The following is a 25669-nucleotide window of genomic DNA, read 5'->3' as shown; positions in this document are numbered from 1 at the left end:
CTGGATACTGTGGGCCGCGATGCGCGTGCGCGGGCCCGGCCTGCGCGGCCCGATCCGGGGCAGTTCCCGGACAGTCCGGGCGCATCCATCGACGAGAACTTCGCATGAGGAGCACTGGCTTGAGCAACGGCGCCGACACCCCCCGTCCGGACGACCGCCGAGACGGCGGCACCGGATGGCAGCCGGGGCATCAGCCCCACGAGCCGGTCCCCGGCTCCGACGGCGACGCCCCGCGCACGGCCCCGCAGCCGATCGTCGGGCAGGATCCCCGCGCCGGGCAGCAGCACCCTGAGCAGCAGGGGAGCGATCAGCGGCAGACGGCAGGGCCGTACTCGTCCGGCTCGCAGGATTCCGGCTCGTCGACGCGACCCCAGGCGGAGGCGTCCTCGGCAGGCCCGTACGGACAGCCGGAGCCGCACAGCCCGTACTCGCAGCAGCCGCAGGCAGCGGGCTCTCAGGCCGGCTCCGGATTCGGCCCGGGGCACCAGGCCGGCGGCACCGATGCGCGGACCCGCCGCCGCGGCGGTGCCGGTCTGATCGCCGGCGGTCTGATCCTCTCCGCCCTGGTGGGGGCGGGGACCTACGCGGCCGTGGACACGGTCGCCGGCTCGGACGCCGCCTCCACGGCGGCGGCCTCGCGCGAGCTGATCGTCAACGACACCGACTCCGTCACGGAGATCACCGGCGCCGCGGCCAAGGCCTCGCCCTCGGTCGTGACGATCTCCTCGTCGGACGGCCAGAGCGCAGGCTCCGGTTCGGGGATCATCCTGGACGAGGAGGGCCACATCCTCACCAACACCCACGTGGTGACCATGGACGGGCAGTCCAGCGACCCGTCGATCGAGGTCCAGCTCTCGGACGGCACGGTGACCACCGCCGAGGTCGTCGGGACGGATCCGCTGTCCGATCTGGCCGTCATCAAGATCGACCAGGACGGGCTCGTGCCCGCCGAGCTCGGCAGCTCGTCCGATCTGAACGTGGGGGATACCGCGATCGCGATCGGCGCTCCGCTGGGGCTGTCCGGCACGGTCACCGACGGCATCATCTCCACCACCGATCGCACGATCGCCGTGGCCTCCTCCGCCGTGCCCGAGACCCCAGACGAGGGCGAGAGCTCGGAGGAGGACCAGGGCGGGGGCGGCTGGCAGGACTTCTTCTTCGACTACGGCCAGGGCGACTCCTCGCAGGGCCAGACGGAATCGGTGTTCCTCAACGTGATCCAGACCGACGCCTCCATCAACCCGGGCAACTCCGGCGGCGCGCTGGTCGACGTGGACGGGAAGGTCGTCGGCATCAACGTGGCGATCGCCTCGGCCTCGGGCGAGGAATCCGCCGGTGCAGGCAGCATCGGCGTCGGCTTCGCCATCCCGATCGATCAGGCCGAGCGCATCGCCCAGGAGATCATCGACACCGGCGAGGCCACCCACGGCTACCTGGGCGCCGGGGTCTCGGCGGCCGCGGCCGACGACGTCGAGAGCCGGACCTTCTCGGAGGGCGCGCTCGTGCGCTCCGTCGAGGACGGCTCGCCGGCCGATGACGCCGGCCTGCAGGAGGGCGACATCATCCGCAGCTTCAACGGCCACACCACCCTCGATGCCGATGAGCTCACCGCCGCTGTGCGGGAGGTCCCGGCAGGCGGGAAGGGCGAGCTGGTCTACGAGCGCGACGGCCAGGAGAAGACCGTCGAGGTCACGGTCGGCAACGCGGCGGACGCCGACTGATCTGCGGCACCGGCCCCGGGCAGGTCAGCGCTCGTCCGGGTCGGTGCGCCGGAGCCGCCGCTCGGGTGCTGAGCGGCGGCTCGCCGTCTCACACGGCGCCGTCGAAGCCGTTCTGGCGCCAGGCCTCGTAGACGGCGATCGAGACGCTGTTGGCCAGGTTGAGCGAGCGGCGAGCCGGCAGCATGGGGATGCGGATCTCCTGCGTCACGTGTGGGTCCGCCTTGTGCTGCTCGGACAGCCCCACCGACTCGCGTCCGAACATCATGACGTCGTCGTCGCGCCACTGCACGGCGGTGTGGGAGGACGTGCCGGTGGTGGTGAAGGCGAAGACGCGCTGCGGTCGCAGCGCCTCCCACGCGGCTTCGAGATCGGCGTGGACGTGCATGCCCGCGAGGTCGTGGTAGTCCAGTCCGGCGCGGCGCAGCTTGGCGTCGTCGAAGTCGAAGCCCAGCGGCTCGACCAGGTGCAGCTCGGCACCCGTCACCGCCGAGAGGCGGATGACGTTGCCCGTGTTGCCGGGGATCTCGGGTTCCACCAGAAGCATGCGCACCATGGGCCCAGAGTCTACGGGCGCTGCGCGGCCTTCCGGACCCGGTAGCGGGTGAGCAGCATCGAGCCGTCGCGCAGCACCTGGGCCAGCTCGAGGCGCTGCGGGTCGATCGCCTCGCCCAGCAGGCCAGCCCGGGTCCGGCCGGCGAGCACGGGGGACAGGCTCAGGTGCAGCTCGGCGATCCGCCCCGCAGCCATCCACGCCGCCAGCACCGTCGGACCGCCCTCGCTGTGGATCCGCTGCCAGCCGCGCCGGGCGAAGAGCTCATGGGCGGCCTGCGGATCCACGCCGCCGGTGCCGTCGTCGATCACCTCGACGTCGGCCACCTGCTCGAGGGCCTTCCTGCGCTGCGCGGAGGACGCGGCACCGGTCAGGATCAGCGGCCGCACGGGAGCCTCGGCCAGGAAGTCCGAGGCCGGGTCGAGGTCCAGGCTGCGGGAGACCACCACGAGCACGGGGTGCTCGCTCATGCCGCGGGCTCGGCGCCAGGCGGCGGAATCGTCGTGGACCTGCAGGCCCCCGTAGCCCTCCTCGCGCAGGGTCCCTGCGCCGATCACCACGGCGTCGACGACGCCGCGCTGCACATCCATGAGCTTCTGATCGGCGGGCGAGGACAGTCCGCCGGAGACCGCGCCGAGCACCGCCGAGCCGTCGAGCGAGCTGATCATCATGGCCCCTGCGCCCTCGGAGGCATCGGGCCAGGTGCGCGCATAGTCCTCGCGCAGCTCGTCGAGGCTCAGGAAGCCGGGCTCGGGCCAGATCCGCTCGAGTCCGCGGATATCCTCCGGCGCATCGGGATGCGTCATCGTGGTCCTTCCATGTTGTGCCGGGCCTCGACGGGTTCGCGCAGGCCCATGATCGTGGCCGCCATGTCCAGCGCCCGGCGTGCCTGGGCGGGCTCGTGCATGCGGAAGATCCGGGCGCCGTTCAGGGCGCAGACCACCGCTGCCGCCAGCGAGCCCTCGAGGCGCTGCTCGCGCGGCAGGCCCAGGGATTCGCCCACGAAGTCCTTGTTCGACACCGCCGCCAGCGTGGGATGGCCCAGGCTCGTAATCTCGCCCAGGCGCCGGGTCAGCTCGAGCGAGTGGACGGTGGTCTTGTGCAGGTCGTGGCCGGGATCGATGATCAGCCGGTCCGCCGCGATGCCGTGCTGCAGCGCGTGGTCGATCCGCCGGGCAAGGAACTCGCGCACCTCGGCGACCACGTCGTCGTAGCGCGGATTCGGCACCGGTGTCCGGGGGCCGCCGGGACCGGTCAGGGAGTGGGTGACGATCACGTGGGCGTCGTGGTCGCGGACCGCCTCGGCCATCTCGGGATCGGAGAGCCCGGTGGTGTCGTTGACCACGTGCGCGCCGGCGGCCAGGCAGGCGTCGGCCACCGACGCGTGGAAGGTGTCGACCGAGAGGATCAGACCGGGGCGCAGCTGCGCCAGCTGCTCGATCACCGGGACCACGCGATCGGCCTCGACCCTCGGATCCAGGGCCTCGCCCGGGGCGAAGGGCACGCCGCCGACGTCGACCCAGTCCGCGCCGTCCTGCGCGTGGCGCTCCCCGGCGGCCACGGCGGCCTCGAGCCCGAAGGTCCGGCCCCGGTCGTAGAACGAGTCGGGGGTGCGGTTGACGATGCCCATGACCAGCAGGTCGCGGCGGAAGTCGATCCGCCGCCCGGCCAGGCTGCGCACCGGATGCCGCAGGGCGGGCACCCCGTCGGCGGGGTTCGGGGGCACGGAGCTCGGTGCGGCGGTCACATCGGTCACGGTAGCCCGTCGGGGCGGCTCCCTACACTGGCCGCGTGTCCGATCCGCAGCCCCCCGCCCAGCCCGCCGGGCCCGTCTACCTCGACCACGCCGCCACGCACCCGGTCCTGCCGGCGGCGGCCCGTGCTGTGCAAGAGCAGCTGTTGCGCGGCGGCAACCCGTCCTCGCTGCACGCCTCCGGGCGCGCCGCCCGCCGCGTGCTGGAGGAGTCCCGGGACGCGATCGCGGCAGCCCTGGAGGCCGATCCGGTCGAGGTCATCCTGACCTCGGGCGGCACCGAGGCCGACAACCTGGCCGTGAAGGGGCTGTGGGAGGCCCGGACCGCGCAGCACCCGAGCCGACGCCGGGTGATCGTCTCGAGCATCGAGCATCCTGCGGTCCAGGAGCCAGCCGAGCACCTGTCCCAGCACTGCGGCGCGCAGCTCGAGGTGCTGGAGGTCGATGAGCTCGGCCGCACGGATCCCGCCCAGCTGAAGGCGATGCTCGCCCGCGATCCGGGATCGGTGGCCCTGGTGGCCGTGATGTGGGCGAACAACGAGGTCGGCACCGTCCAGCCGATCGCCGAGCTGGCGGAGGTCTGCGCCGAGTTCCAGGTCCCGCTGCACGTGGATGCCGTCCAGGCGCTGGGGGCCCTGCCGATCAGTTCGCGGCTGCCCGGGCTGACCACGATCGCGGTCTCCGGGCACAAGATCGGCGCCCCGGTCGGAAGCGGCGCGCTCGTGGTGGGGCGCGCAGCGCAGATCCGCCCGCTGCTGCACGGCGGCGGACAGCAGCGCGGGCTGCGCCCCGGGACCCTGGATGCTGCCGGTGCGGCCGGGTTCGCGGCGGCGGTGCGGGAGGCCACGGCTGATCTGCCGGAGCAGGCGCGGCGTCTGGCGCAGCTGCGCGACCGCCTCATCGACGGCATCCGGGCGGCCGTGCCCCAGGCCGTGCTGCGGGGACCGCTGGATCGGCCTCACTCCGGGCTGCGCCTTCCCGGCAATGTCCATTTCACCTTCCCCGGCTGCGAGGGCGACTCCCTGCTCTTCCTGCTGGATGCGGCCGGATTCGCCACCTCGACCGGGTCTGCCTGCACCGCCGGGGTGCCGCGTCCGTCGCGGGTGCTGCTGGCCATGGGACTGGATGAGCGCACGGCCCGAGGCGCCCAGCGCTTCACCCTGGGGCGGGGCAGCACCGAGGCCGACGTCGACGCCCTGGTCGCGGCCCTGCCGCAGATCCACGCGCGCGCCCTGGCCGCAGGGCTCTCCGGCGCCTGAGCCGGCGCCCGACCGTCGTCGGGCAGCCCGGTGCGGCTCCGGGCGGACACGGCTGCCGTCGCACCGCTACCCTGGAGGGGCGATCCGGCGGTCCCGCCGGTCATCGAGCACCCCGAAGCACTGTGAGGAGATCCCCATGCGCGTCCTGGCAGCCATGTCCGGGGGAGTGGACTCCGCCGTCGCGGCGGCGCGCGCCGTCGAGGCCGGGCACGACGTCACCGGCGTGCACCTGGCCCTGAACCGCATGCCCGGCACGCTGCGCACGGGTTCGCGCGGGTGCTGCACCGTGGAGGACTCGAACGACGCCTGGCGGGCGGCCGAGAAGCTGGGCATCCCGTTCTACGTGTGGGACTTCTCCGAGCGCTTCCAGGCCGATGTGGTGGACGACTTCATCAGCGAGTACGCCGCCGGGCGCACCCCGAACCCCTGCCTGCGCTGCAACGAGAAGATCAAGTTCGAGGCCCTGCTCGACAAGGCCATGGCACTGGGCTTCGACGCCGTGTGCACCGGCCACTACGCGTCCGTGATCGAGGTCGACGGCCGCCCCGAGCTGCACCGGGCCGCCGAGGACGCGAAGGACCAGTCCTACGTGCTGGGCGTGCTCGACGAGCAGCAGCTGCGCCACTGCCTCTTCCCGCTGGCGCCCACTCCCTCCAAGGCGCTCGTGCGCGAGGAGGCGCAGCGCCGCGGACTGTCGGTGGCCGCCAAGCCGGATTCGCACGACATCTGCTTCATCCCCGACGGCGACACCCGCGGCTGGCTGGCGGAACGGGTCGAGATGCGTCCCGGGGCGATCGTCGACGACGACGGCCGGCAGCTCGGCAGCCACGACGGCGCGCTGGCCTACACCGTCGGCCAGCGCAGGGGCCTGCACCTGGGCACTCCGGCCCCCGACGGCAAGCCCCGCTTCGTCCTGGAGATCCGGCCCAAGACCGACGAGGTCGTGGTGGGCCCGCGGGAGCACCTGGCGGTCGACGAGATCCGGGGCATCCGCCTGTCCTGGGCCGGTCGCCCCGTGCCCGAGTTCGAGCGCTTCCAGCAGGGTGCCCGGACCAGCGCGGGCCGGGTCTCCGAGGAGGTCGAGGTCCAGGTCCAGGTGCGGGCCCACGGCGAGGCCCTGCCCGGACGGGCTCGGCTCGAGGACGTCGAGGACGACGGGCAGCTGCGCACCGAGCTGGTGCTCGAGCTCGACGAGCCCCTGAGCGCGGTGGCCCCGGGGCAGTCGGCCGTCGTCTACCAGGGCACCCGCGTGCTCGGGCAGGCCACGATCGCCTCCGCCCAGGCCGCTTCCCGGGCCTCCTCGCCCGCCCGCTGACCTAGGATCGAGACCATGAGCTCCGACGATCAGACCGCCAGCGCCCCGCGCCCGGCCGAGTCCCTCGGCACCGAAGAGGTCCTCGCCCAGCTGCGGGCCATGCGCGGCACCATCGACAACCTCGACGCCGTGCTCGTCAACGTCCTGGCCGAGCGCTTCAAGGCCACCCAGCGCGTGGGAGAGCTCAAGGCGGCCAACGACCTTCCGGCAGGGGACCCCGAGCGCGAGTCCCAGCAGATCGAGCGGCTGCGCCGTCTGGCCCAGGACGCCGAGCTGGATCCGGAGTTCGCGCAGAAGATCCTCAGCTTCATCATCAGCGAGGTCATCCGCCATCACGAGCGCATCGCGGAGGAGCACCGCGCGGGAACCGAGCGGTGAGCGCACGATCCTCCGAGACGGCCGTCCTGCCTCAGGAGCCGACGCGCACGCGCGCCACGGTCGTGGGCGGACTGCCCGGCACCAGCGCGGTGGAGGCCTTCACGGTCATGCGCGGCGAGCTCGGGGCGCCGCATCGCAGCGGGCTGCTGCCGCTGCCCCAGCGCTCGGACGTGGCCGATGACCTGCCGCGCACGGTCGCCGTGCTCACCGAGCTGTGGTGCGACCTGCAGCCGCACGGCTGGCGCCTGCAGCGCCACGACTCCAAGGAATCCCGGGCCGCCCGATCCCTGCTGGCCAGCGACCTCAATGTGCTGGCCGATGTCATCGGCGCCGAGTCCGACGGCGACCTGGAGCCGGTCACCACGCAGCTGCTGGGCCCGACCGCCCTGGCCGCTCGTCTGCACCTGCACGGCGGCGAGCGAGTGCTGCGCGATCACGGCGCTCGCCGGGACCTGGTCGACTCGCTGGCAGACGGCCTCGGCGGGCACCTCTCAGCGCTGCGCCAGTCGATCGGCCCGCGGGGGATCGTCGTGCGCCTGGCCGAGCCCGAGCTGCTGCGCGTGCTCGAGGGTCGGATCCCCACCGCCAGCGGCTATCAGACCCTGCGGGCCGTGCCGTGGTCGGAGGTCCGCGAGGGGCTCGAGCGCGTGGTCGAAGCCGCGCGGTCCGCCGGGGCGCTCAGCGTCGAGCTGCAGCTTCCGGAGGGCCTGGAGCCGGCGCGGGCCCTGGGGGTCGGTGCGGACCGGATCGTGGTGTCCGCCCCCGGTCCCAGCGCTCGCGACTGGGAGCCGCTGGCCGAGATCCAGGACTCGGGCACGGACCTGTGCCTGCTGCTGCCGCACCTGGTCGAGGGCCTGTCCCGGCCGTCGTCGACCTCGCGCGAGGTCGAGGCGATCGTCCGGCCGATCAGCGAGGTCGGCATGCCGCTGAAGGAGCTGTCGCGGCTGATGGTCGCGGTCGGCCCAGGGCTCGAGGAGCTGGCCCCCGACCGGCTGCAGTCCGTGCTCGGCCGCGTCGCGGACATCGCCCGAGGGCTCGAGGACACCGCCCGGGAGGCGTGAGCTCGAGCGGGCGCGTCGTCGGGCGGATCCGCATCGGCCACGCTTCCGCGGCTGGGGTGCCCGCCTGCGGGCGGCAGAGCTGACATGATGGACGGGAGCCCACCCTCGCACGACCAGCACGCCGCGCTGCCGCAGGGATCCGGGCAGATGTCGCGAAGCAGAGAGGCGATCCGGTGGCCAAGGCAAAGATCCTCGTGGTGGATGATGACGCAGCACTGGCGGAGATGATCGGCATCATCCTCAACGCCGAGGACTACGAGACGATCTTCTGCGCCGACGGAGCCGAGGCCGTGGAGGCCTTCCGCCAGGCCGAGCCGGATGTGGTGCTGCTCGACCTGATGCTGCCCGGCAAGGACGGCATCCAGATCTGCGGCGAGATCCGGGAGTTCTCGGACACCTCGATCGTGATGCTGACCGCCAAGTCGGACACCGACGACGTCGTGCGCGGCCTGGAGGCCGGGGCCGACGACTACATCCCCAAGCCCTTCAAGCCCGCCGAGCTGCTGGCCCGCGTGAAGGCCCGGCTGCGCCCGGGCTCGCGCGCCACCTCGACCGAGCTCGTGGTCGGCGACGTCACCGTGGACATCACCGGCCACCGTGTGCTGCGCGGACAGGAGGAGATCGCCCTGACCCCGCTCGAGTTCGAGCTGCTGGCCACCCTGGCGCGCTCGCCCGAGCAGGTCTTCACCCGCGACATGCTGCTGCGCCAGGTGTGGGGCTACCACAACGCCGCCGACACCCGCCTGGTCAACGTCCACGTCCAGCGGTTGCGCTCCAAGGTCGAGCGCGACCCCGAGAACCCGCAGATCATCGTCACCGTGCGCGGCGTCGGCTACCGGGCCGGCCACGAGCACCGCTGAGAACCTCCCAGAACCCCCTCGTCATGACCGACCCCTCCTCCACCGGCGCCCACGGCTCGTCCGCGGTCGCCGGCGCGCGCCCGGACGCCGAGTCCGTGGCGGGCTCGGCGGGACCCACGCTTCCTGTGGGAGTCGTCGATGTCCCCGGACAGGAGACGGTCGTCCATACCGACCCCCGCGCCGCACGCAGGCGGCGGCGCCGGTACCGCGGACCCATCGGCGGGGCGCGCCTGCGCCTTCGGCTGGTGCTGCGGCGCTGGCGGCACTCCCTGCAGTTCCGTGCCGTGTCGATCGCGCTGGTCGGGGCGCTGATCGTCTTCCTGGTCACGGGCAGCTTCCTCTCGCACCAGATCTCCGAGCGGCTGTTCAACGACACCCTGGGACAGGCGCTGAGCCAGTCCGAGGCCGACTACCGCAGCGTGCAGGCCAGCTTCGATGCCTCCGAGGGCGGCGACCAGGCGCAGCTGCAGACCCTCGTGTCCTCCACCCTGAGCGGGCTGGACTCCGGCAGCGACCGGGCGCGCAGCCGCTGGGTGCTGCTGCCGCTGCACGACGAGGACGACAGCCGCGACGACTCGCTCCCGCCCCAGTCGGAGAAGCCGTGGCTGGGCGAGCAGACCATCCCGGCGGAGCTGCAGGAGGAGGTCGCCGACAGCGTGGGCGTGGACGAGGGCATGTACTGGCAGTCCGGCTCGGCGCAGATCGACGAGAACGGACCGTCCGTGCCCGTCGTGATCGTCGGCCAGGTCGTGGAGCCGAGGCAGGGCTCGCCGTACGGGCTCTACTTCGTCCACGACTTCTCCCAGCCCCAGCGCACCCTGGATGCCATGCACGCGGTGCTGGTTCTGGCCACGCTGGTCCAGGCGCTGCTGGTCTCGGGCGTGGTCTGGTACGTGACCCGCGAGATCGTGCGCCCGGTGACCTACACGGCCCGGTCCTCCGAGTCGCTGGCCGACGGCAACCTCGATGCCCGCATGGAGGTCCACGGCTCGCACGAGGTCGCCCGGCTGGGCCGATCGTTCAACCGCATGGCCGACAACCTCGCGGATCAGATCACCCGTCTCGAGCAGCTCTCGTCCATGCAGCAGACCTTCGTCTCGGACGTCTCCCACGAGCTGCGCACGCCGCTGACCACGGTCCGCATGGCCGCCGAGGTCCTGCACAATGCGCGCGACGACTTCGACCCCGTCAACCGGCGCTCCGCGGAGCTGCTGTACCACCAGGTCGACCGCTTCGACGTCCTGCTCGCCGACCTGCTCGAGATCTCCCGCTTCGACGCCGGTGCGGCGCGCCTGGAGATCACCGGGGTCAACATCATCCAGCAGATCACCGGGGTGCTCGAGACCGCCGCACCCCTGGCCGCCAATGCCGACACGGTGATCCGCGTGCACGCCGACCGCCAGCGGATCCTGGTGCAGATGGATCAGCGCCGCATCGAGCGGATCCTGCGCAACCTGGTGGTCAACGCGATCGAGCACGGCGAGGGCCGCCCGATCGACATCGTCGTGCGCGCCTCGGGCACCGCGGTGTCCGTGGCGGTGCGCGATCACGGCATCGGGCTCACCGAGGAGCAGACGGCCAAGGTCTTCGACCGCTTCTGGCGTGCGGACCCGGCGCGCGCCCGCACCACGGGCGGCACGGGGCTGGGGCTGTCGATCGCCGCCGAGGACACTCGTCTGCACGGCGGCTGGCTCGACGCCTGGGGCTCGCCCGGACAGGGCGCCTGCTTCCGGCTGTCCCTGCCGCTGCTGCAGTCGCGCCCGCTGTCCGAGGACGACGAGCCGCCCGTCGAGCTGCCGCCGGATCCGGAGTCCATGCCGGTCGTCGGCGTGGTGACGGACACCGGGACCATGGTCGTCATCCCGCTGGACCAGGACTCGGTGGTCTCGCGCTCCACCGGGCAGCTGCAGCTCGCGCAGATCCGTCGCGCGGCCGATGAGGCCGAGGACGAGGAGGAGCAGACCGCTCCCGAGGCGTCCCGGACTCCGGAGCAGGACGGGGCGCAGGCTTCCGGACCGGCGCCTTCGGGGGCGGCGCACGAGTCGATCGGCGGGACGTTCGTGGGGGCCTCGGCGGCCGGTCGCTCGGAGGGCGGCCCGCGCTTCACGCCCGTGGGGTCCGAGGCCTCCGGCGCGCCGAGCGATCCGACAGGCGCGCACGGCGACGGCTCAGGCATGCGCAGCGGCGCGCTCGACGGCGGACGCAGCGCCCCTCTGCCTGATGAGCCGATCGGCGGCACGGCCTTCCGCGATGCTCCGGTTCCCGATCAGCCGCCCGCCTACTTCGAGGAGGACGACCTGGACGAGTCCTACGAGGACCTGTTCCCGGATGACACCGGCGAGCTCCCGGCCTTCCGCGACCTGCCGGAGCAGCTGCCCGATCCCGAGCGCCGCGGCTCCGAGCCGGCCGATCCGGAGGGCCCCCATGACGACGACGCCGATGGAAGGAGCTCGTCATGAGCCAGGACATCCCCGATCCGCGGGCAGCAGGTGCGCGCGGCTCGCGCGCTCGCCTGGCGCTGTCCATGGGCGTCGTCGGCTCCCTGGTGCTGGGCGGCTGCGCGTCGATCCCCACGTCCGGTCCCGTGCACGTGGCCGAGCCGCCCACGTCCTCGACCACCGAGTCCGCCGAGCCGGAGTTCGCTGCTCCTGCCCCCGGGGCGAGTCCCGAGCAGATCGTGACCGACTTCCTGGCAGCCGGACAGGGCGCCGCGGAGGACTACGCCGCGGCTCGCCGGTACCTGGCTCCCGAGCTGGCCGACAGCTGGCGCCCCGGGCAGCAGACCTATGTGTTCTCCGGAGAGGCGGGGATCCAGCAGGGGCTCGAGGACGACCAGGTCCGCGTGAGCGTGGACACCCGCGCCCAGATCGACATCAACGGGATCATGAACCGGCAGGAGCCCGGCTCGACCGATGAGTTCGATCTCGAGCTCACCCAGGTCGACGGCGAATGGCGCATCTCCTCGGCCCCGGACGCCGTGCTCATCCCGGCCACGAACCTGGACGACGTCTATCAGCCCTACAACCTGTACTTCATGGAGCCGGGCGGCGAATACGCCGTGCCGGACCCCCGCTGGTTCCCGGATCGGCCCGTGGTCTCCACGCAGCTGATGCGCGCGCTGATCAACGGCCCGGCCCCCTACCTGGACGGTGCCGTGCGCTCCCACATCCCGGAGGGAGCCGAGCTCGCAGAGGGCTCCACGGTGCCCATCCAGGACGGGGAGGCCTCGGTCGAGATGACCATCCCGGACTTCAGCACCGCTGATCTGGAGACCACGCAGGGCATCTACGGGCAGATCATGCTCACGCTCCAGGACCTCGAGTCGGTCGACAGCGTCGCGATGTCCGTCAACGACTCCGCCGTGGAGCTGGCACCGGATGAGGCCGCCGACCTGCCTTCCACCGTCGCCTCCGTGCCCGGGCGCCAGATCGCCCTGCGCGACGAGGAGCTCGTGTTCCACCAGGGCGGGCAGATCAGCCCGGTGCCCGAGCTCGCCGATGTCCTCGAGGGGCGCTCGCCCGCCGCGCCGGCCATGAGCCGGGAGATGGATCAGTTCGCGGCGCTGGCCGACGACGCCGAGACCATGGTGACGTTTTCCTCGGCCGCTCCCCGGCCGGTGGACCGCGTCAGCGGCTCCGGGCTCACGGATCCGTCCGTGGATCAGCACGGCTGGGCCTGGACCGCCGACGACGAGGGCGCGGTCAGCACCGCGAGCATCGACGAGCCCGGCCGCCCGGCCCTGCAGGTGCAGGCGGATTCGCTGGAGGGCGTCCCGATCGCCAGCCTGCGAGTCGCCCGCGGAGGCACCCGTGCCCTCATCCTCACCGACGAGGGCGACGACTCCCGGATCCTGTTGGCCGGCATCATCCGCCGCGGCGATGGCGAGCCCGTGCGGCTCAACGACCCGCAGCTGGTGGATCTGGACGCCGTCGAGCCTCCGGCCTACGCCGCCTGGATCAGCGATTCGGCCTTCGTCGTGGCAGCCGAGGGGGACTCCAGCAGCACGCCGGAGGTCTATGACGTCTCGGGTCGCCACCGCAGCCTGCCGACCGTGGTCGACGGCGTGCAGAACATCGCCGGCGGCGACGGCGAAGGCGAGATCTACGTGGAGAGCGACGGCGAGCTGCGCCTGCTCACCGGCGAGGCCTGGTCGCCGCAGACCGACGAGGTCTCGGACGTCGCCTACGCCGGCTGAGCCGCCGCCGGGTCGTTCGGGCTCCACAGGCCGTTTCGCCTCCGCTGCGCGGGCCGCGGGAGTCGCGGGGCGCCACGAAGCCGGTCCGGGTCCTCTGCCGATCAGAGATCCTGCCGCCGTGAGCCAGCCCGTGAGTCGTCGAGCCCGGTCCGGGCGCAGCAGCAGCGCGGCCTCTGGGAAGTCCCTGGAGCTGCGCCTGGCCCGGGCGGGCCAGGTCGCCCTTCGAGGGATCGAGCCTCTCGTGCCGGTCCAGTGCGCGGTGTGCCGGGAGCCGGGGGAGTCGGTGTGCCGTCCCTGTCGTCGCCTGCTGCACCGAAGCTGCTCGCGACCGCGCCGGGTGGAGACCGGCGCCGCTCAGCTCGGCGGGCTGCCGGTCGTGGCCGCTGGGCCGTACGAGTTCGAGCTGGCGGTGTGCCTGATGGCCTTCAAGGACGGCGGGCGGTCCGATCTGCTTCCCGTGCTCGCACCGATCCTCGCTCGCGCCGTGCGCGCCGGGCTCGGGGAGGACTCTGCGGATCAGGTGCTCGTGCCGATCCCCACGTCCGCTCGAGCGCTGCGGCGCCGGTGGTCCGATCCGGTGGGCGAGCTGCTGGCAAGGGCGGGGCGCGAGGGCCTGCTGCCGGCCGGCGCGCGGATCGAGCCGTGGCTCGCCCACCGATCGCGCACGGCAGGGGCCGCTCTGCACCTCGGGCCCGCGCCGTGGACGGGGTCGCAGAAGACCCGCGACGCCGCCGGACGCGCACGTGCCGAGGACCCGTTCGTGCTGCAGCGCCCGGGGCGGCGGCTGCGCTCGCCGGTGCCGGTCTCGGCGGTGCTCGTCGACGACGTCCTCACCACGGGCTCCACACTGCGCCGGGCGGCGCGCCGGCTCGAGGCGGGCGGCATCGAGGTGCGGGGCGCCGTCGTGCTGGGCGCGGTGGGCGCGCCCTCAGCGCAGACCGCAAGGTCGGCGCGCGAATCTCCGGAGGCCGGTGGATGAATCGCAGGTGTGAGCCGGGTAATATCCTGTTACCGGGACCCCTCGTCCCGGGTGGGGGTCGCCCTCGTCGGCCTCCGCAGGGTCTACCACGGACTGTCCCCCGTCCTGCGGGAGCCGGTCCGCTGACTGGGAGGACATCATGGAACTCACCATCCAGGGCCGGAACGTCACCATCTCCGATCGCTTCCGCGAATACGTCGAGACCAAGGTGGCGAGGTTCGAGGAGCTGGGCGACAAGGTCCAGCGGATCGAGATCAAGGTCCTCAAGGAGAACCCCCAGCCCGGCCACGACGGCATGCGTGTCGAGGCCACCGTCATCGGCCGCGGACCCGTGGTGCGCGCTGAGGCCCGCGGCGATGACAAGCAGGCGGCCTTCGACTCCGCCTACGCCAAGCTCATCGAGCAGCTGCGCCGCGCGCGCGATCGCCGCAAGATCCACCGCGGCAACCACCGCCCCACCGCCGTCCACGAGGCCACCGCCGCCCTTCCGGTCCTGCCGATCAGCGACCGCCCCTACGCGTCCCCGGAGGAGCTCTCGGCGGCGGAGTCCGAGGCCTTCGACACCGAGTACGCGCTGAGCGAGGACGTCCCGCCCGTCGAGATCCGCCGCAAGAGCTTTCCGGCAGAGCGGATGAGCGCGGACCAGGCCATCGACCGCATGGAGCTCGTCGGGCACGACTTCTTCCTCTACATCGACTCGGCCACGGACGAGCCCTCCGTGGCCTACCGCCGAAAGGGCTGGGAATACGGTGTGATCTCCCTCAGCGACTCCGTCGCCGAGCCGGAGACCGTGGAGGAGAGGGCCTACCAGGCCAGCTGAACGGACCCCCCGCCGGGCCGCGGGCTCGGCCTGGAAGCCGCTCGTGCGGACTTCGCGCTCAGCGCACCGCAGACGCGACCGGAGGACTCCCGGTCGCGTCTGCGCTCATGCGCCCTGCCGTAGACTGTCCTGAGTCGCCGGCCGACCCCACGGCCTCGGACCGGGGAGCTCGTCGCGGGAGGTCCCGTGCCGTGCCTCGGATCGACCACGGCGACGCAGCCCCCACGATCAAGGAGCGTGTGCCAGTGGCGTCCATCCTGGAGAAGGTGCTCCGGACCGGCGACAAGAAGGTCTTGCGCCGCCTGCGGTCCTATGCCGATGCGATCAACACGCTCGAGGACGGCTTCAGAAAGTTCACCGACGCCGAGCTGCGTGCGGAGACGGACGCATTCCGCCAGCGCCTCGAGGACGGCGAGTCCCTGGACCGCATGCTCCCGGAGGCCTTCGCCGTGGTCCGTGAGGCGTCGCACCGCGTGCTGGGCAAGCGCCATTACGACGTCCAGCTCATGGGCGGGGCCGCGCTGCACCTGGGCAACATCGCCGAGATGAAGACCGGCGAGGGCAAGACCCTGGTGGCCACCGCGCCCGCCTACCTCAATGCGCTGTCCGGCAAGGGCGTCCACGTCATCACGGTCAACGACTACCTGGCCTCCTCCCAGGCGGAGCAGATGGGCCGCGTCTACCGCTTCCTGGGCATGGAGACCGGCACGATCCTGGCGGGCCAGTCCCCGGATGTCCGCCGCAAGCAGTACGCCGCGGACATCACCTACGGCACGAACAACGAGTTCGGCTTCGACTACCTGCGCGACAACATGGCCTGGTCGGTCGACGAGCTGGTGCAGCGCGGGCACAACTTCGCGATCGTCGACGAGGTCGACTCGATCCTCATCGACGAGGCCCGCACCCCGCTGATCATCTCCGGTCCGGCCTCCGGCGAGGCCAACCGCTGGTACTCGGTCTTCGCCTCGCTCGTCGAGCGGCTGGAGCTGGACGAGGACTACGAGGCCGACGAGAAGAAGCGCACGGTCTCCGTGCTGGAGCCCGGCATCGACAAGGTCGAGGACTGGCTGGGCATCGAGAACCTCTACGACACCTCCAACACGCCGCTGATCGGCTTCCTGAACAACGCCCTGAAGGCCAAGGAGCTCTTCGCCCGAGACAAGGACTACGTCGTGGTCAAGGGCGAGGTCCAGATCGTCGACGAGCACACCGGACGCATCCTGAAGGGCCGTCGGTACAACGAGGGCCAGCACCAGGCGATCGAGGCCAAGGAGAAGGTGAAGGTCAAGCCTGAGAACCAGACCATGGCGACCATCACCCTGCAGAACTACTTCCGCCTCTACGACAAGCTCGGCGGCATGACCGGCACCGCCGAGACCGAGGCGGCCGAGTTCATGAACACCTACGAGCTCGGCGTGGTGGCCATCGAGACCAACCGGCCCATGGTCCGCGAGGACCGGGAGGATCTGGTCTACAAGAACGAGGTCGTGAAATTTGCGGCCGTGGTCCAGGACATCGAGCAGCGCCATGAGACGGGCCAGCCCATCCTGGTGGGCACCACGTCGGTGGAGAAGTCCGAGTACCTCTCCAAGCTGCTGTCCAAGCGGGGCATCCGGCACGAGGTCCTCAACGCCAAGAACAACGAGCGCGAGGCCGCCATCGTGGCCCAGGCCGGGCGCAAGGGCTCCGTCACGGTGGCGACCAACATGGCCGGTCGCGGCACGGACATCATCCTGGGCGGCAATGCCGAGGCGATCGCCATGGAGCGCATGAAGGAGCTCGGCCTGGACCCGGACCGGGACCCGGAGGGCTACGAGCAGAAGTGGCCCGAGATCCTGGAAGCCGCGGAGCAGGAGATCGGCGACGAGCACGAGACGGTCAAGGAGCTCGGCGGGCTGTACGTGCTGGGCACGGAGCGCCACGAGTCCCGTCGCATCGACAACCAGCTGCGCGGGCGCGCCGGCCGTCAGGGCGACCCCGGCGAGTCGCGCTTCTACCTGTCCCTGAACGACGACCTCATGCGCCTGTTCAACGCCGGCGGCGCCTCTCGCCTGATGGCCAACGCCGCGGAGGACACCGCACTGGAGTTCCGGATCGTCTCCCGGGCGATCGCCTCGGCGCAGAACATGGTCGAGGGCCGCAATGCCGAGCAGCGCAAGAACGTCCTGAAGTACGACGACGTCCTGAACCGCCAGCGCACCGCGATCTACGCCGACCGCCGCCGGATCCTCGAGGGCCACGACCTCCAGGATCAGGTGCAGCAGTTCCTCCGGGAGGTCGTGGGCTCGATCGTGGTCGAGAAGACCAGCTCGGGGCACCCCGAGGACTGGGACCTTGACGCGCTGTGGGAGGCCCTGCGCACGGTCTACCCGGTCTCGGTCTCCCAGGACGAGCTGATCGAGGAAGCGGGCGGGCGCGACAAGCTCAGCACCGAGTTCCTGCGGGAGCAGCTGGTCTCGGACGCCGAGGTCGTCTACGAGGAGCGCGAGGAGCAGATCGGCTCCGAGGCCATGCGCAACCTCGAGCGCCGAGTGGTGCTCTCCGTGCTGGGCCGCAAGTGGCCGGAGCACCTCTACGAGATGGACTATCTCAAGGACGGCATCGGGCTGCGCGCCATGGCTCAGCGCGATCCGCTGGTCGAGTACCAGCGCGAGGGCCACATCATGTACCAGAACCTGATGGACGGCATCCGCGAGGAGACGGTGACCTACCTCTTCTCGGTGGATCTCAGCTCGCAGCGCGCCAACGCCGGCGGCGGACCGCTGGGGGCCGGGCTGCCGAAGCAGCCCAAGTTCCTCCAGTACTCCGCACCCAGCGAGAGCGGACGCACCCAGGTGCGCACCGAGCGCAGCGGCGCGAAGTCCTCCGAGGCCTCCTCCCGGGGATCGGCAGAGGCCTCGGCTCCGACCGCGTCGTCGGTCTCGGATCCGGCGGCCTCCGGCGGCGAGGCCCCGGCCCAGCCGCGATCGCGCGCCGAGCGCCGTGCCGCAGAGGCCAAGGCCGCGCGCGAGGCCAAGAAGCGGGCGTCGTCCGAGGACTGAGGACGTTGCGCCCATGAGGGACGGTCCGGGCAGGTCGGAGGGGCCGGGCGGAGGCGAGTGCCTCCGCCCGGCCCCTCTTCCGTGCTCGGGCGGCCCCGCAGGGATGGTTCAGCCGACCTCCAGGACCGTGATGCGCCAGGCCTGCTCCTGCCGCTCGGCCCGCACCACGACCGCGCGGGAGCGGGCGTCGTCGCAGATGACCAGGGCTGCCTCGTAGATTCCGGCGTCCACGGCGCACACGCGCTGGCTGCGGACCTCCGAGTGCTGATGCACGCGGTGCACGGGCGCCTCAGCGGGTTCCAGAGCTCTGCGCCTCTGCAGGAGGACGGCTCGGCGATGAAGACGATCCACGATCTCCGGCTCGGCCCAGCGGGCGAGCTGCCTGGCGGGCCGGGCGCCGGCCAGGACCTCGACGGCAGCGACGGCGACGGCTCGGATCAGAGCCGTGGCGCGCTCGCGCTCGGTGCCAGGGGCGCTCGGTCGCGGAGCTGTGCGCTGCTGCTGACGCCAGACGTACGGGCGGGCCGTGCCTGGTGCGGCGGTGCGATCCCCGGTGCGCGGGGTCGGCGGGCGGTGCGAGGTGATGGGCATGGCGGACTCCTGGGGCAGTCAGGGACGGAAGGGCGGGTGGAAGAGACGGCAGCGGGGCGGGGCCGGGCCGGTGACAGCGTCTCGAGCGGGCCGGGCCGGTCGGTCTCACTGCTCGGGCAGCAGCTGCGGCGGGACCTGCAGGACGGTCCCGGCGGCCACCTGATCCGGGTCCCGGATCTGATCGGCGTTGGCCTCCCACAGCAGAGGCCAGGACCGGGCGATCTCCGCCGCCGAGGCATCGGGCCCCAGCAGCTGACCGGTCAGCGACCACAGGCTCTCTCCGCTGCGCAGGACCAGCGTGGCCTGGGCCAGGCGGTCCTGGATCCGCTCCGGCGAGGTCTGCGGCGGAGACGCATGCACGATGGGTGCGGACTCTGCGGTCGCGACTCCGGTGGGTGCTGCGTCGAGGGCGCCGGGCATCGTCGCAGCGCTCCACAAGGGGCTCACCGGCGAGCCGACCGCGGTGCGGGGGCTCTGGACCGGCAGATCGCTGGCGCTCTCGCGCTGCTCGTCAGGTGCCGGGGCCTCGACCTGCGCGTCTGCGGAGGCGGGGGCCGCCCAGGCGCTCGCGGCGGCACCGCCGGCCAGGAGCAGGACGGTCCCGGTGCCCAGACCGCGCCGGGCGGACGAGCCGTGGGGCCGGCCGGATGCGCTGAGTCCGGCGGTGGATTCGACGGGCGGCGGGGGAGCGAAGCGGGCTGCGCACTGCACCGACATGGTTGCCTCCAGGCGTCATGGTCACCTGCTCTGCGCACCCCGCCCGAGCCGGAGGCCCGGAGCGGCAGATCCTCTCAGATGCTGTCATTTGATGCCATTTGGTGACTGTTGATGCTCATAGCTTCCAGGAGGACGCGTCAGGTGTCAATCAACGATGATTCTCAATATGAAGCGCCGTGAAGGGATGTCTTTCGTAGACTCCGGGCAGGTCGGTCCACGGCTGGTCGCAGTGGCCTGCCGCGGGCGGGGCGTTCGGGAGACGGGGGAGCCGATGCGCTGGGATGAGCTGTTCGCGGACATGGAAGCGCAGCTGGCGGCCGAGCGCTTCCGGGACGTGGAGCGGGAGGCGGCCGAGCTGACTCGCGCCGAGATCGCGGAGGCGCTGCTGCAGGACCGGTTCCTGGGGTGCGAGGGCGCAGCGGTCCATGTGGGGCTGCGAGGGGGCTCGTCGGTGCGCGGCGAGGCGGCCGGTGCCGGGATGGGCTGGGTCATGCTCGACGGCTCCGCGGCCCAGCTGCTGATCCCGCTGGAGTCGGTGCTGTGGGTCGAGGGGCTGGATCGGCGTCGCGGCGATCCGCAGCGCCGCAGCCGACTCGGGCTGGGACAGGCGGTGCGGGCGCTGGCGCAGGCCAGGGCGGGGGTGCGGGTGATCCTGGTCGACGGCGTGCCGGGCGCAGCGCTGGAGGGGACGATCGACCGGGCCGGGCGCGATCACCTGGATCTGGCGATGCACCCGGACGACGAGTTCCGGCGTCGTCGGGCGGTGCGCGCCATGCGGACGGTACCCTTCTCGGCGATCGCCTGCGTGGTCTCGAACGCCGCGGCGGCCGGGCGCGCCTGAGGCCTCAGTCCAGGGAGGCGCCCGCGCGCACGGCTTCAGCGGTCTCCTGGTGACGCTTCTCGATCCACTGATCGAAGCGCGCCTTCTCGACCCGCCATTGACCGCGGCCGCCGACCTGGATGGCCGGCAGCTCGCCCGAGCGGACCATGGCCCGGGCCTGGGAGGCCGAGATCGCCAGAATGTCGGCGACATCGGCCAGGGTGAGGAACTGCGGCTCTGCCATGGTGATCTCCTGAGATTCCGGGGTCGGGGCCGAGGCCGGCTGCGACTGTGGACATTGTGCCATCCAGTGCGCTGACGTGGGCAGAGGCTGTGGATGAGCCGCCTTGAGGCGGTTCGCCCCCGGATGATGTGCTCTGCCGTGGAGAGGCATGCAGTTCGTGCCGTCTGAGCGCAGTTGAAGTCATCGAGTCGTCCACAGTTCCAGTCGAGGTCTCCCGGGCGGGCCCTCGCCGGGTCACGATGAGCACCGGATCGGTCCGCTCGCAAGCGGGCATGGCCGATCGCAGCGCCACGGACGGCCCGCGGCGCTGTGCCGACTCCAGGAGGCGAACGTGCTCAGATCCGGTTCGACCACTTCATCCCGAAGCGCCTCGGGCGCCTCGGGCACCGCGACGGCCGGACGGCTGCGTCGTCCCGGCTGGCGCGAGCCGCGGCTGCTGGTCGGGCTGGGGCTCGTCGTGGTGGCGATCGCCGCCACGACCGCCACCGTGACCTACGGCGATGCCACGGAGTCCTTCGTCGTGGCTGATCGGGATCTGGAGGTCGGTCAGACCGTCACGGCCGAGGACCTGCGCACCGTCGACCTGCGGCTGGAGTCCACGGGCGAGCAGTATGTGGCCGGGGCGCAGCAGCTGCACGAGGGCTCAGTCGTGCTCCAGCGCGTTCCGGAGGGGCAGCTGATCCCCACGGAATCCCTGGGGCGGCAGGAGGACATCGACCGTCGTCCCATCGGGATACCGCTGGCCACTCCGCTTCCGTCGGGAACCGAGCCCGGGGACCACGTGGACATCTGGGCCTCCCAGCGCGATCGGACCGGCGGGCAGTGGGACGAACCGGTGCAGATCCTGGAGGGGGCGGAGCTCGCCGGCGTGGAGGAATCCGCCGGCGGGCTGGCCGCTGACGACGACGCCACCGCCCAGGTGCTCGTGGACTCCGCGGACGTGGAGGCGGTCGTGGGGGCGCTGTCCGGCGAATCCAGGATCACGCTGGTGCCGCACCTGGGCGGCGGACGATGAGCCTTCCGCTGGCCTGCCTCGGCCAGCAGGCGGATCTGCTCGGACAGGAGGTCGACCGGTTGCACGGGCCGGTGACGCTCGTGCGCCGCTGCGGGGACCTGGTCGAGCTGCTGGCCGTGGTGCGCTCGGGCCTGGCGCTGGCCGTTCTGGTGGACGCCGATGAGCCCGAGCTGACGGCACCGGCCCTGGATGCGCTGCACCGCGACGGCGCCGTGGTGGCCGTGGTCGTCCACGAGCCGCTCGTCGCCGTGCTCGACGGGGCGGAGGCAGAGGACGCGCCGGATGACCGCCTGGCCCACGACGCCCACGATCCTGCCTCCGATGCCATCGACTGGCAGCGCCTCGGTGCGCTCGAGGTCCCTGCCCAGCTGCCGGCGCGACAGATCGCCCAGCGCCTCCTGGAGGCTGCTGAGGGGCCGCGCTTCCGCCCCGGCGATCCGCCGATGATGCTCGGCGGCGACGAGGTCGAGGGCGTCGTCGACCCTGGCAGGGGCGCGCCCGGGCAGTCCGAGGGAAGCGGCAATCGGCTGGATCCCGATCATGAGGATCCAGAGGCCGCATGGCGCCGCCTGCTCGAGGAGCCCGAGCAGGCGGTGGGCCTCGACGCTTCGAGCGGTCTGCCTCCTCGAGGGCGCGTGGTCGTGGTCTGGGGACCGCACGGCTCCCCGGGTCGGTCGACGGTGGCGATCAACCTGGCGGCGGAGCTGGCCCAGCAGGGCGTGGAGACCACCCTCGTGGACCTGGACACCTGGGGCCCGTCCACGGCGGCGCTGCTGGGGCTGCTCGACGAGACGGCCGGCGTCGCCCTGGCCTGTCGAGCCGCGGACCGGGATCGGCTGAGCCCGGAGGCCCTCGAGCGGGCGGCCGTGGAGGTCCAGGTGGGCCGCGGCCGGCTGATGGTGCTGACCGGGATCACGCGCCCTGAGCGCTGGCCTGAGCTGCGCGCCGGCAGCGTGCGCCGAATGCTGCGCGCCTGCCAGCACATGCCCCGGGCTCTTCAGCTCGCCGACGGCTCCGGTGCCGCCCCGTCGCGCGGGCCAGCGCCGGTGATCGTGGTCGACGTCGGGGCGAGCCTGGAGGAGGACGAGGAGCTGGTCTCGGAGATCGAGATGCCGCGGCGATCGGCGGCCACCACGGCCGCGCTGGCCGAGGCCGACCTGGTGCTGGCCGTCTGCTCGGCCGAGGTGCTCGGGATCCCGCGTGCGGCCCGGGCGCTTCCGGGACTGCTCGAGCTCACGCCGGCCCCGGTCATGCTCGTGGCCAACCGGGTGCGCCGCTCTGCCGCCGGAAGCTCGCCCCGGGCCGCCCTGAAGGAGGCATGGGCGGCCATCGGTGCACCGGGGCAGTGGGACGCCCACCTGTCCTGGGAGCCGAAGACCGTGGATGCGGCGGCCCTTGCCGGCTCCGTGCTGGCAGAATCCGCGCCGTCGTCGAGCCTGCGCGCGCAGCTGCGCGATCTGGCCGGCTCGGTGCTGCGCCGCCTGGACGGAGATCTGGGCCCTGAGCAGGATGCGGAGGAGATCGAGGACGTCCGCGGAACCCGTCTGGGACGGGCCGTGGGAGGCTGGCTGCGCCGGTGATAGCCTCGAAGCCACGATCCCGTGCGGGCAATGCCGCCCGCTGCGGCGGAAGGAGCCCGAGCGCGTGTCCCTCGTCGAGCTGAGCAGCCGCGATGGATTCTCCGAGGAGGCCGTCGAGCACCTCCATCTGCTCGTGGGCGAGTGGCAGATGCTCGCCGATCTGGGCTTCGGCGATGTCCACCTGACCTTCCCCGATCGCAGCTTCGAGCCCGCTCCGGGCGCCATGCGCCTGCCGGCTCGCGACACGGACTTCCTGATCCTCGATCACGCCCGGCCGGGGACCACGCAGACCCTTTTCCCTGCTGACCAGATCGGCCAGCATCTCGGCCCCCCGCTCAGCGCTCTGCTGCGCGAGATCTGGGGCGCTGCCGGTGTGAGCTCCCACCGCAACACGGGCCAGCGGCTGCTGCCGGGGCTGGCTGCCGACGTCCAGGCCATAGTGACCACCGTCTTCTTCGACGGGCAGCCGATCGCGCTGCTGTCGCTGATCTCGGAGCGCAGCATTGGGACCACGACCTCTCCGGGGGAGCAGAGCTATCGCGAGGTCGCGGCTCAGCTGATGCGCATGGCGGGGAGGGGGCAGTGGCCGCAGGCCGGCACCCAGCCGTCGCCCCGGCGCGGCAATCCGCGCGTGGGCGATGGCGTCATCAGACTGGACCAGGACGACCGCGTCTCCTTCATGTCCCCCAATGCCGTCTCCGCGGTCGCCCGACTGGGCGCCGGGGAGGCCGCGCTCGGGCAGCGGCTCACGGAGGCGCTGGGCTCCGGAGCCTTCGCGGGGGAGCAGGTCGACGAGGGCCTGATGGGCGTGCTGCGCGGTCGGGTCCCCAGCCACGCGGAGGTCCGCCGGGGCCGCGTGGTCGTGATGTTCCGCTCGGTCCCGCTGTCCGAGGACGGTCAGCGGGTCGGTGCGCTGCTGCTGTGCCGCGATGTCTCCGAGCTGCGTCGGCGCGAGCGCGAGCTGTCCTCCAAGGACGCCGCCATCCGCGAGACGCACCACCGCGTGAAGAACAGCCTGCAGGCCGTGGCGGCCATGATGCGCATGCAGTCGCGCCGCGCAGACAGCCCGGAGGCACGGCGCGGGCTGTCGGAGGCCATGCGACGGCTCGAGGCCGTCTCGGCGGTGCATGAGACGCTGTCGCACACTCCCGAGGGCTCGGTGGACTTCGACGAGCACTTCAGCCGCCAGATCCGTGCGATCGCCGAGCTGGCCGCCACCGGGCAGACCGTGCGCACGCGCGTCACGGGGAGGTTCGGCCGGCTGCCGGGTCAGCAGGTGACGGCCATGGCCCTGGTGCTCAACGAGATGCTCACCAATGCCGTGGAGCACGGGCTGAGCGGTCGCGACGGCACGATCGAGGTCAGCGCGCAGCGCCGTGATCCGGACCCCTCGACCTGCCGGGAGGCTCGCGCCGAAGGCCGTCCGGTTCCGTGCGCGGAGCTGGTCGTGACGATCGTCGACGACGGCCTGGGCATGGATCCCTCCATGAGCAGCGGACGATGGTCGGCCGATGAGCCCGAGGGATCGTCGATGCCCTCGGCGGGGCTGGGGAGCCGGATCGTGCGCAGCCTGGTGCTGGGGGAGCTCGACGGATCGGTGAGCTGGCGCCCCGGAGACGACAGCGGCACGGTCATCGAGATGACCGTGCCGGTGTACGAGGCCTCGTCGTGACGAGGCGATGAGCTGATCAGGAAGCGCGGCGAGCGCGGGCGTTGCGGCGCTTGAGGGAGCGGCGCTCGTCCTCGCTCATGCCGCCCCAGACTCCGGCGTCCTGGCCGGAGGACATGGCCCACGAGAGGCATTCGTCCATGACGTCGCAGGTGCGGCACACGGCCTTGGCCTCCTCGATCTGGAGCAGGGCCGGGCCGGTGTTGCCCACGGGGAAGAACAGCTCCGGGTCCTTCTCGAGGCAGGCTGCGTGTGAACGCCAATCCATGACGATTCGACTCCTTTCAGAAGGCACGCGACGGCCGGGCAGGGGCAATGCCCGGCGAGGTGAGGGGTGCCCTGGAGGGCGGGTGACAGGTCGTCAGCGACCCGTTCAAGATCTCCTCCACTTTTCCATGTGAACGGCACGTGAACAAGGGGATGGGACATTCGTCACACCCCTTCCCGACGGGGATCTCGGGGGTGAATTCCCGAATCCCCGGAGAATTCCTGAAGCCCACTGCGAGCGCCGATCACGCGGCCGGGTCGTCGGGCGGGATCGGCCTTCGTGGACGTGGTCGGTGCCCTGCGGCGATACGCTGATGCGGCAAGGAGCCGCGCGAGTCCGCGGCTGCCCCGAAGACCCTTCCAGGAGCTGCCCGTGGCATCCGCCGGTCACCGAGACACCGCCGAGGCCGCTCGGCCTCTGCGCCCCCAGGCCCTCGTGCCCCTGGTGGTGATCGTGGCCGCCGAGTCGGTGGTGGTCTTCGCCGGCGCGCTGTGGGCGCTCTCCGGGCTGTTCACGGGCCACGCCGCCTCCGCGGTCACCACGCTGATGCTTACCGTCCTGCTGGCAGCCGGAGGGCTGTGGGTGGCGCGCACCTCCATGGCGCTGTGGGCTGGCAGGCGCTGGCCCCGTGCCGCGGCGCTGACCTTCCAGCTGTTCGCGGTGATCATCGCCGTGGCGATCCTCCTGCCGCTGAGCCGGTGGCTCGCCCTTCTCGTGGCGGCGGCCGCCCTGGTCGCGGGCGGCTCCCTCTTCCGCCAGGACGTCGTGGACTGGACCACGCAGGACGTCGCGCCGGATCGGCGCTGACGGCCAGTCTCCGTCGTCCCGCCCAG

At 72.2% G+C, this 25669-nt stretch carries 23 protein-coding genes; 16 read left to right on the top strand and 7 right to left on the bottom strand.

Going from position 1 to position 25669, the window contains the following annotated elements:
* Positions 1-119: 119 nt before the first annotated feature.
* Entirely contained in the window at positions 120-1721 is a 1602-nt protein-coding gene (locus RF645_RS03175; protein WP_006215325.1) for a S1C family serine protease, read from the top strand.
* Between the two features lie 88 nt (positions 1722-1809).
* Here the strand turns inward: RF645_RS03175 and RF645_RS03170 are convergent, their stop codons facing one another.
* The 3 genes from RF645_RS03170 to folP are packed head-to-tail and all read right to left on the bottom strand — an operon-like array spanning position 1810 to position 4018.
* On the bottom strand, positions 1810-2274 hold the full coding sequence (locus RF645_RS03170) for a tRNA (cytidine(34)-2'-O)-methyltransferase (protein ID WP_024290877.1): 465 nt from the start codon (positions 2272-2274) through the stop codon (positions 1810-1812).
* Between the two features lie 11 nt (positions 2275-2285).
* The gene (locus RF645_RS03165) at positions 2286-3077 is read right to left on the bottom strand and encodes a dihydrofolate reductase family protein (protein ID WP_006215323.1); all 792 of its coding nucleotides are present in this window, start codon (positions 3075-3077) and stop codon (positions 2286-2288) included.
* Positions 3074-4018 carry a dihydropteroate synthase gene (gene folP / locus RF645_RS03160; RefSeq protein ID WP_235044758.1) on the bottom strand — a complete coding sequence of 315 codons (945 nt, stop codon included), beginning with the start codon at positions 4016-4018 and terminating at the stop codon, positions 3074-3076. The genes RF645_RS03165 and folP overlap by 4 nt, the downstream gene beginning before the upstream one ends.
* A 44-nt stretch (positions 4019-4062) precedes the next feature.
* Here folP and RF645_RS03155 point away from each other — a divergent pair, with 44 nt between their 5' ends.
* The 10 genes from RF645_RS03155 to secA all read left to right on the top strand — a co-directional run bounded on the left by RF645_RS03155 (position 4063) and on the right by secA (position 17932).
* Positions 4063-5283, top strand: a complete 1221-nt coding sequence (locus RF645_RS03155; RefSeq protein ID WP_006215321.1) for a cysteine desulfurase family protein — start codon at positions 4063-4065, stop codon at positions 5281-5283.
* Positions 5284-5419: 136 nt separating this feature from the next.
* Positions 5420-6598: a tRNA 2-thiouridine(34) synthase MnmA gene (mnmA, locus tag RF645_RS03150; RefSeq protein WP_368818574.1), complete on the top strand. Its 1179-nt coding sequence runs from the start codon at positions 5420-5422 to the stop codon at positions 6596-6598.
* Between the two features lie 15 nt (positions 6599-6613).
* On the top strand, positions 6614-6976 hold the full coding sequence (locus RF645_RS03145) for a chorismate mutase (protein ID WP_006215319.1): 363 nt from the start codon (positions 6614-6616) through the stop codon (positions 6974-6976).
* Positions 6973-8037 carry a hypothetical protein gene (locus tag RF645_RS03140; RefSeq protein WP_368818573.1) on the top strand — a complete coding sequence of 355 codons (1065 nt, stop codon included), beginning with the start codon at positions 6973-6975 and terminating at the stop codon, positions 8035-8037. The genes RF645_RS03145 and RF645_RS03140 overlap by 4 nt, the downstream gene beginning before the upstream one ends.
* A 173-nt stretch (positions 8038-8210) precedes the next feature.
* A complete protein-coding gene (gene mtrA, locus RF645_RS03135; protein WP_006215317.1) occupies positions 8211-8897 on the top strand; it encodes an MtrAB system response regulator MtrA in 687 nt (228 codons plus the stop codon).
* 23 nt (positions 8898-8920) lie between these two features.
* Complete coding sequence (gene mtrB / locus RF645_RS03130) at positions 8921-11356, top strand: MtrAB system histidine kinase MtrB (protein WP_368818572.1); 2436 nt, start codon at positions 8921-8923, stop codon at positions 11354-11356.
* Positions 11353-13092 (top strand): LpqB family beta-propeller domain-containing protein, encoded by a 1740-nt coding sequence (locus RF645_RS03125; protein ID WP_368818571.1) that lies wholly within the window; start codon positions 11353-11355, stop codon positions 13090-13092. Before mtrB ends, RF645_RS03125 begins: the two co-directional genes overlap by 4 nt.
* A gap of 118 nt (positions 13093-13210) precedes the next feature.
* Positions 13211-14071, top strand: a complete 861-nt coding sequence (locus tag RF645_RS03120; RefSeq protein ID WP_200904759.1) for a ComF family protein — start codon at positions 13211-13213, stop codon at positions 14069-14071.
* A 139-nt stretch (positions 14072-14210) separates the two neighbouring features.
* Positions 14211-14891, top strand: a complete 681-nt coding sequence (gene raiA / locus RF645_RS03115) for a ribosome-associated translation inhibitor RaiA (protein WP_006215313.1) — start codon at positions 14211-14213, stop codon at positions 14889-14891.
* Between the two features lie 245 nt (positions 14892-15136).
* Entirely contained in the window at positions 15137-17932 is a 2796-nt protein-coding gene (gene secA, locus RF645_RS03110) for a preprotein translocase subunit SecA (RefSeq protein ID WP_024290867.1), read from the top strand.
* Between the two features lie 108 nt (positions 17933-18040).
* Here secA and RF645_RS03105 read toward each other — a convergent pair whose 3' ends face one another.
* Both RF645_RS03105 and RF645_RS03100 read right to left on the bottom strand, forming a co-directional pair.
* Entirely contained in the window at positions 18041-18523 is a 483-nt protein-coding gene (locus tag RF645_RS03105) for an Rv3235 family protein (protein WP_268142689.1), read from the bottom strand.
* A 105-nt stretch (positions 18524-18628) separates the two neighbouring features.
* The gene (locus tag RF645_RS03100) at positions 18629-19240 is read right to left on the bottom strand and encodes a LysM peptidoglycan-binding domain-containing protein (protein ID WP_368818570.1); all 612 of its coding nucleotides are present in this window, start codon (positions 19238-19240) and stop codon (positions 18629-18631) included.
* A 271-nt stretch (positions 19241-19511) separates the two neighbouring features.
* Here RF645_RS03100 and RF645_RS03095 point away from each other — a divergent pair, with 271 nt between their 5' ends.
* The gene (locus RF645_RS03095) at positions 19512-20081 is read left to right on the top strand and encodes a hypothetical protein (RefSeq protein WP_137801641.1); all 570 of its coding nucleotides are present in this window, start codon (positions 19512-19514) and stop codon (positions 20079-20081) included.
* A 4-nt stretch (positions 20082-20085) separates the two neighbouring features.
* On the opposite strand, the gene RF645_RS03090 is transcribed toward RF645_RS03095, so the two are convergent.
* Positions 20086-20304, bottom strand: coding sequence for a helix-turn-helix domain-containing protein (locus RF645_RS03090; protein WP_137801642.1), 219 nt, complete (start codon positions 20302-20304; stop codon positions 20086-20088).
* A 331-nt stretch (positions 20305-20635) separates the two neighbouring features.
* Here RF645_RS03090 and RF645_RS03085 point away from each other — a divergent pair, with 331 nt between their 5' ends.
* The 3 genes from RF645_RS03085 to RF645_RS03075 all read left to right on the top strand — a co-directional run bounded on the left by RF645_RS03085 (position 20636) and on the right by RF645_RS03075 (position 24571).
* Entirely contained in the window at positions 20636-21319 is a 684-nt protein-coding gene (locus RF645_RS03085) for an SAF domain-containing protein (RefSeq protein WP_171004052.1), read from the top strand.
* Positions 21316-22899 (top strand): CpaE family protein, encoded by a 1584-nt coding sequence (locus RF645_RS03080; RefSeq protein ID WP_368818569.1) that lies wholly within the window; start codon positions 21316-21318, stop codon positions 22897-22899. The genes RF645_RS03085 and RF645_RS03080 overlap by 4 nt, the downstream gene beginning before the upstream one ends.
* A 64-nt stretch (positions 22900-22963) precedes the next feature.
* Positions 22964-24571, top strand: a complete 1608-nt coding sequence (locus RF645_RS03075) for a sensor histidine kinase (RefSeq protein ID WP_171004053.1) — start codon at positions 22964-22966, stop codon at positions 24569-24571.
* A gap of 16 nt (positions 24572-24587) precedes the next feature.
* Here RF645_RS03075 and RF645_RS03070 read toward each other — a convergent pair whose 3' ends face one another.
* Entirely contained in the window at positions 24588-24836 is a 249-nt protein-coding gene (locus RF645_RS03070; RefSeq protein ID WP_006215304.1) for a WhiB family transcriptional regulator, read from the bottom strand.
* Positions 24837-25208: 372 nt separating this feature from the next.
* Between RF645_RS03070 and RF645_RS03065 the strand changes: the two genes are divergently transcribed.
* Entirely contained in the window at positions 25209-25643 is a 435-nt protein-coding gene (locus RF645_RS03065; RefSeq protein WP_137801646.1) for a hypothetical protein, read from the top strand.
* The last annotated feature ends 26 nt before the right edge of the window (positions 25644-25669 follow it).

The sequence above is a fragment of the Kocuria sp. CPCC 205260 genome, assembly GCF_040981045.1.
Lineage (GTDB): Bacteria > Actinomycetota > Actinomycetes > Actinomycetales > Micrococcaceae > Kocuria > Kocuria palustris.
This window is presented reverse-complemented; position numbering and strand designations above follow the sequence as displayed.

Bases quoted from the DNA above. Each gene is read 5' to 3' on its own strand.
- RF645_RS03170 (WP_024290877.1), bottom strand. From the start codon at position 2,274: ATGGTGCGCATGCTTCTGGTGGAACCCGAGATCCCCGGCAACACGGGC.
- RF645_RS03165 (WP_006215323.1), bottom strand. From the start codon at position 3,077: ATGACGCATCCCGATGCGCCGGAGGATATCCGCGGACTCGAGCGGATC.
- mnmA (WP_368818574.1), top strand. From the start codon at position 5,420: ATGCGCGTCCTGGCAGCCATGTCCGGGGGAGTGGACTCCGCCGTCGCG.
- RF645_RS03145 (WP_006215319.1), top strand. From the start codon at position 6,614: ATGAGCTCCGACGATCAGACCGCCAGCGCCCCGCGCCCGGCCGAGTCC.
- mtrB (WP_368818572.1), top strand. From the start codon at position 8,921: ATGACCGACCCCTCCTCCACCGGCGCCCACGGCTCGTCCGCGGTCGCC.
- RF645_RS03125 (WP_368818571.1), top strand. From the start codon at position 11,353: ATGAGCCAGGACATCCCCGATCCGCGGGCAGCAGGTGCGCGCGGCTCG.
- raiA (WP_006215313.1), top strand. From the start codon at position 14,211: ATGGAACTCACCATCCAGGGCCGGAACGTCACCATCTCCGATCGCTTC.
- RF645_RS03105 (WP_268142689.1), bottom strand. From the start codon at position 18,523: ATGCCCATCACCTCGCACCGCCCGCCGACCCCGCGCACCGGGGATCGC.
- RF645_RS03100 (WP_368818570.1), bottom strand. From the start codon at position 19,240: ATGTCGGTGCAGTGCGCAGCCCGCTTCGCTCCCCCGCCGCCCGTCGAA.
- RF645_RS03095 (WP_137801641.1), top strand. From the start codon at position 19,512: ATGCGCTGGGATGAGCTGTTCGCGGACATGGAAGCGCAGCTGGCGGCC.
- RF645_RS03090 (WP_137801642.1), bottom strand. From the start codon at position 20,304: ATGGCAGAGCCGCAGTTCCTCACCCTGGCCGATGTCGCCGACATTCTG.
- RF645_RS03080 (WP_368818569.1), top strand. From the start codon at position 21,316: ATGAGCCTTCCGCTGGCCTGCCTCGGCCAGCAGGCGGATCTGCTCGGA.
- RF645_RS03070 (WP_006215304.1), bottom strand. From the start codon at position 24,836: ATGGATTGGCGTTCACACGCAGCCTGCCTCGAGAAGGACCCGGAGCTG.